3 protein-coding genes, 1 tRNA gene and 2 rRNA genes are annotated in these 6,028 nt (G+C 54.3%); 4 read left to right on the top strand and 2 right to left on the bottom strand.

The window, feature by feature from the left end; all coding sequences use genetic code 11:
* The 3 genes from HWX34_RS05055 (at position 1) to rrf (ending at position 3,500) form a co-directional block, all read left to right on the top strand.
* Positions 1–76 (top strand) — tRNA-Ala (locus HWX34_RS05055).
* Between the two features lie 285 nt (positions 77–361).
* A 23S ribosomal RNA gene (locus HWX34_RS05050) occupies positions 362–3,248 on the top strand.
* A 137-nt stretch (positions 3,249–3,385) separates the two neighbouring features.
* Positions 3,386–3,500 (top strand): 5S ribosomal RNA (rrf, locus tag HWX34_RS05045).
* Positions 3,501–3,577: 77 nt separating this feature from the next.
* On the opposite strand, the gene HWX34_RS05040 is transcribed toward rrf, so the two are convergent.
* Together HWX34_RS05040 and HWX34_RS05035 are read right to left on the bottom strand one after the other, a co-directional pair.
* Positions 3,578–4,078, bottom strand: coding sequence for a DUF523 domain-containing protein (locus tag HWX34_RS05040; RefSeq protein WP_178971264.1), 501 nt, complete (start codon positions 4,076–4,078; stop codon positions 3,578–3,580).
* A complete protein-coding gene (locus HWX34_RS05035; RefSeq protein WP_178971263.1) occupies positions 4,075–5,529 on the bottom strand; it encodes a PLP-dependent aminotransferase family protein in 1,455 nt (484 codons plus the stop codon). The genes HWX34_RS05040 and HWX34_RS05035 overlap by 4 nt, the downstream gene beginning before the upstream one ends.
* A 103-nt stretch (positions 5,530–5,632) precedes the next feature.
* On the opposite strand from HWX34_RS05035, the gene HWX34_RS05030 reads away from it, so the two are divergent.
* Positions 5,633–6,022 (top strand): rhodanese-like domain-containing protein, encoded by a 390-nt coding sequence (locus HWX34_RS05030; protein ID WP_178971262.1) that lies wholly within the window; start codon positions 5,633–5,635, stop codon positions 6,020–6,022.
* Positions 6,023–6,028: the final 6 nt, after the last annotated feature.

The raw sequence follows: 6,028 nt of genomic DNA, 5'->3' as shown, positions 1-6,028 counted from the left end.
GGGGGATTAGCTCAGTTGGGAGAGCACCTGCTTTGCAAGCAGGGGGTCGTCGGTTCGATCCCGTCATCCTCCACCACCTCAACTCAAACAAAAGCGTATCTGGAAACGTTGTTTCCGGGTGTCTTTTTGTTTGCGTTGAATTGACCGTCAGGTCAAACGCCCGATCTTTAACAAACTGAAGAAGCCGAATTAATTAGACGGCGAGATGAAACACCTGCAGTTAACTCTGCAAGTGGGACAAATCGTCATCTTGGGAATTTGATTGTATCTAATGTCATGTCGCCATATCAAAAGGGGCGGTGTGACATGTCGCACAAACACAATCCTGTCGGATTGGTGACTTAGGTTACTGAAATGATAGGGTCAAGCGACTAAGTGCATCTGGTGGATGCCTTGGCGATCACAGGCGATGAAGGACGTGTAAGCCTGCGAAAAGCGCGGGGGAGCTGGCAATAAAGCTTTGATCCCGCGATATCCGAATGGGGAAACCCACCCGCAAGGGTATCCCGTACTGAATACATAGGTACGTGGAAGCGAACCGAGTGAACTGAAACATCTAAGTAACTCGAGGAAAAGAAATCAACCGAGATTCCGTCAGTAGTGGCGAGCGAACGCGGAATAGCCTGTATGTGATAGAGATTGAGATAGTGGAAGGACCTGGAAATGTCCGCCGTAGTGGGTGATAGCCCCGTACACGAAATTTCATTCTTGGTACTGAGCATACGAAAAGTAGGGCGGGACACGCGAAATCCTGTCTGAAGATGGGGGGACCATCCTCCAAGGCTAAATACTCGTGATCGACCGATAGTGAACCAGTACCGTGAGGGAAAGGCGAAAAGAACCCCGGGAGGGGAGTGAAATAGAACCTGAAACCGGATGCATACAAACAGTGGGAGCCTCGCAAGGGGTGACTGCGTACCTTTTGTATAATGGGTCAGCGACTTACGTTCAGTAGCAAGCTTAACCGCATAGGGGAGGCGTAGGGAAACCGAGTCCGAATAGGGCGCTTTAGTTGCTGGGCGTAGACCCGAAACCGAGTGATCTATCCATGGCCAGGATGAAGGTGCGGTAACACGCACTGGAGGTCCGAACCCACTAGTGTTGCAAAACTAGGGGATGAGCTGTGGATAGGGGTGAAAGGCTAAACAAACTCGGAGATAGCTGGTTCTCCCCGAAAACTATTTAGGTAGTGCCTCATGTATCACTTCCGGGGGTAAAGCACTGTTATGGCTAGGGGGTCATTGCGATTTACCAAACCATGGCAAACTCTGAATACCGGAAAGTGCGAGCATGGGAGACAGACGGTGGGTGCTAACGTCCATCGTCAAGAGGGAAACAACCCAGACCGCCAGCTAAGGTCCCAAATGATCAGTTAAGTGGTAAACGAAGTGGGAAGGCCCAGACAGCCAGGATGTTGGCTTAGAAGCAGCCATCATTTAAAGAAAGCGTAATAGCTCACTGGTCGAGTCGTCCTGCGCGGAAGATGTAACGGGGCTCAAACTGATAACCGAAGCTGCGGATTTGCACGTAAGTGCAGATGGTAGGGGAGCGTTCTGTAGGTCTGTGAAGGTGTCTCGTAAGGGATGCTGGAGATATCAGAAGTGCGAATGCTGACATGAGTAGCGATAAAGCGGGTGAAAAGCCCGCTCGCCGAAAGCCCAAGGTTTCCTACGCAACGTTCATCGGCGTAGGGTGAGTCGGCCCCTAAGGCGAGGCTGAAAAGCGTAGTCGATGGGAAACGGGTTAAAATTCCCGTACTTTTGTGTAGTGCGATGTGGGGACGGAGAAGGTTAGGTCAGCGGCCTGTTGGAATAGGTCGTTCAAGCCGGTAGGCGTGAAGGGTAGGCAAATCCGCCCTTCTTTAACGCCGAGAAGTGATAACGAGGGTCTACGGACCTGAAGTGACTGATACCACGCTTCCAGGAAAAGCCACTAAGCTTCAGCTACACAAGAACCGTACCGCAAACCGACACAGGTGGGCAGGATGAGAATTCTAAGGCGCTTGAGAGAACTCAGGAGAAGGAACTCGGCAAATTGATACCGTAACTTCGGGAGAAGGTATGCCTGTTGTGGTGAAGTCCCTGCGGATGGAGCTACGACAGGTCGCAGAGAATCGGTGGCTGCGACTGTTTATCAAAAACACAGCACTGTGCCAACACGAAAGTGGACGTATACGGTGTGACGCCTGCCCGGTGCTGGAAGGTTAAGTGATGGGGTGCAAGCTCTTGATCGAAGCCCCAGTAAACGGCGGCCGTAACTATAACGGTCCTAAGGTAGCGAAATTCCTTGTCGGGTAAGTTCCGACCCGCACGAATGGCGTAACGATGGCCACACTGTCTCCTCCTGAGACTCAGCGAAGTTGAAGTGTTTGTGAAGATGCAATCTCCCCGCTGCTAGACGGAAAGACCCCGTGAACCTTTACTGTAGCTTTGCATTGGACTTTGAAGTGGTTTGTGTAGGATAGGTGGGAGGCTTTGAAGCAGGGACGCTAGTTCCTGTGGAGCCGACCTTGAAATACCACCCTGACCCCTTTGAGGTTCTAACCTTGGTCCGTGATCCGGATTGGGGACAGTGCATGGTAGGCAGTTTGACTGGGGCGGTCTCCTCCCAAAGTGTAACGGAGGAGTTCGAAGGTTACCTAGGTACGGTCGGAAATCGTGCTGATAGTGCAATGGCAAAAGGTAGCTTAACTGCGAGACCGACAAGTCGAGCAGGTGCGAAAGCAGGACATAGTGATCCGGTGGTTCTGAATGGAAGGGCCATCGCTCAACGGATAAAAGGTACTCCGGGGATAACAGGCTGATACCGCCCAAGAGTTCACATCGACGGCGGTGTTTGGCACCTCGATGTCGGCTCATCACATCCTGGGGCTGTAGCCGGTCCCAAGGGTATGGCTGTTCGCCATTTAAAGTGGTACGTGAGCTGGGTTCAAAACGTCGTGAGACAGTTTGGTCCCTATCTGCAGTGGGCGTTGGAAGTTTGACGGGGGCTGCTCCTAGTACGAGAGGACCGGAGTGGACGAACCTCTGGTGTACCGGTTGTCACGCCAGTGGCATTGCCGGGTAGCTAAGTTCGGAAGAGATAAGCGCTGAAAGCATCTAAGCGCGAAACTCGCCTGAAGATGAGACTTCCCTGAGGGCTTGACCCTCCTGAAGAGTCGTTCGAGACCAGGACGTTGATAGGTCGGGTGTGGAAGCGCTGTGAGGCGTTAAGCTAACCGATACTAATTGCTCGTGAGGCTTGATCCTATCATTTGAGTGGCTTGGGAAACCGAGACCGGATGGATAGTGAGTGTGCGACGCGATCAAAGACCCAATCTAATTAATTCAGTGCTGCAGACCGAGTCTGGAGTACAAAGCTTCTTCAAGTTTGTTGACAGTTTATGTCTGGTGGCCATAGCAAGGTGGTCCCACGCCTTCCCATCCCGAACAGGACCGTGAAACGCCTTAGCGCCGATGATAGTGTGGCATTCGCCATGTGAAAGTAGGACACCGCCAAACTACCCATTCGCCAGCTATCTGGCAGTAAAAAGCCCGGACATCAAGTTCCGGGCTTTTTGCATTTTGCTGGTGCAAGATCATGTCTTTCGACCGGCAAGCTCCAGCAAGCTGTTGATTTCTGCTTCATTAAATATCTGGATATTGTGCTGGCGTAGCAGGCTGCTGCTTACACCTTCGCCAGGCTGTAGCTGACCGGTGAAACTGCCGTCATAAATGTGCCGGTTGCCGCAAGACGGGCTATTGGCCTTGAGTAAGGCGAGTTGACAGCCATACTGTTGTGCCAGACCCAGGCTGTGCTCTGCGCCATTGGTAAATGCCGTGGTGAGGTCCTTGCCGTCAGCAGTCATAACCTTTGCTTTGCCTTGCCATACGTCGGAGCCATCTCCACCACTAATTTCAGCCGCCGGGCGGGGAACGGACAGGCCTCCAGCGCATTCCGGACAGGTGGGAATCAGTTGAAAACGTTCAGCCAGTGCAGCCAGTTGATCTGGTGCTTGTCCCTTGGCTTGGCCATCGTAGCGGACGGGTTCTCCTAGCAGGCAGGCGCTGATCAATAATGCGGGTTTGTCAGTATTCACAGTAAGGGTTCTACCAGTTGGGCCAGTCGCAGTGCTGACTGGCGAATGTCGTTTTCCTCGACCCCGGCATAGCCAAGGACCAGTCCGTTTCGTTGCCGTGCACCCAAAAAATGGCGTGACAGCGGGCGTAGCCACAACCGCTCGGCCGCAGCTTGCTGACTGAGCAGCTGATCATTGACCGAGGGGGGCAGGCTTGCCACCAAATGCATGCCGGCTTGGCCGGAAGAGAGGGGAATGGCATCCCCTACGGCTTGCTGTAATGTGCTGCGCAGCAATTGCTGGCGTATGCGGTACAGGTCGCGCATGCGGCGGATGTGGCGGGCAAAATGTCCCTGTGCAATGAAATCGGCCAGCGCTGCTTGCTGAGCATAGCAGCCCTCACGATACAGGCGGGCATAGGCTGAGAGGAAGGCATCGACCAGCGCTGGCGGTATAACCAGGTACGCCAGTCGCATGGCAGGAAACATGACTTTGCTGAAGGTGCCGATGTAGATGACCCGTGCACTGTCGGCCAGCCCCTGTAACGAGGCAATGGGTTGGCTATCGTAACGGAATTCGCTGTCGTAGTCGTCTTCGATGATCCAGCTGTTATCAGCTTCAGCGCGCTGCAGCAGCTCCAGGCGGCGGGCAAGGGACATGACGACGCCACTGGGATACTGGTGCGATGGCGTTATGTAAATCAGCCTTGGTCGGCTATCTGGCGGTGCGGCCGCGGGATTCAGTCCTTCATTGTCGACCGGTACCGGGATGATATGTAAACCGGCTGCCTGCATGGCTGCCTGGGCACCGGCGTAGCCCGGGTCTTCCATCCAGGCCTCGTCCGCCGGGTCGGCAAGTAATCTGGCGGTCAGTTCCAGTGCTTGCTGTGCACCTTGCACCACCAGAATTTGCTCTGGGTGACAGTGAACCGAGCGGGATAGTTGCAAATAGCTGCAAATGGCCTGGCGTAAGGCGGGCAGCCCACCTTCTTGCTGATAGTGCCACCAGTGTGACGGCGCTTGCCGGTTATGCTGATGTTGAAGGCGGTGCCACACGGTATGCGGAAATTGGCGTAACTCCGGCAAACCAGGTGCAAAAGCACCACTCAGTCCGGTGGGGAGCCGGTATTGCTCGGATAGCGCCTGTCCCCGTTGCGACAAGCCGGCATGTTCACTGGCGGATGCCTGGTGTTGACCAAGGCTGCTAAACGCCGGGCTGACAAAAGTCCCGGCCCCTGGCCGACTGTAAAGATAGCCTTCGGCCAGTAATTGATCGTAGGCGGCCAGCACGGTATTGCGACCGATCTGTAAGGCTTGTGCCAGCATGCGACTGGCGGGGAGTGCCGTGTCTGCCACCAGCTGCTGGCGCGCAATGGCTTCACGCAGCAGCTTGTATACCTGCTGTGACAGCGTTGATTGCCCTTGTCGCTGCAGCTGTCCTTGCAGATAGTCAATGATCCAGTCGGCATGCATGGGGGAAGTGGTTCCTTGTCATCCGCAAAGAGTGGTTCTTTTAGAGGAATCAATTTGCCCGTAATCTGCAGCTATTGCAAATGCATCAAGCAAGGAGAAGCTCATGACACAGCTGGAGTTTTACCAGGCCAAACTGGCCTATGAAATTGATGCCGCCGATGTCAAGGCTGCGCTGGAAGCGGGTGAAAAACTGATTTTGATTGATACGCGTGCCACTGTCGCGTTCGAACGTGAAAGCATTCCCGGCGCATTATCCCTGCCACATCGCACCATGAATGCAGAAACCACTGCCGCTTTGCCGCGGGACGCCCTGCTGGTGCCCTTCTGTGATGGCATTGGTTGCAATGGCTCTACCAACGGTGCCATCAAGCTGTTGCAGCTCGGGTTCCGTGTGAAGGAGTTGCAAGGTGGGCTGGATTGGTGGAAGCGCGATGGCTTCGCCACGGCAGGCAGCCATGCGACGGCCGGTTCATCCATTCAGTGTGCGTGTTAGGAGACA

Origin of the sequence: Aquitalea sp. LB_tupeE (genome assembly GCF_013391415.1) — a bacterium.
Taxonomy (GTDB): domain Bacteria; phylum Pseudomonadota; class Gammaproteobacteria; order Burkholderiales; family Chromobacteriaceae; genus Aquitalea.
This window is presented reverse-complemented; position numbering and strand designations above follow the sequence as displayed.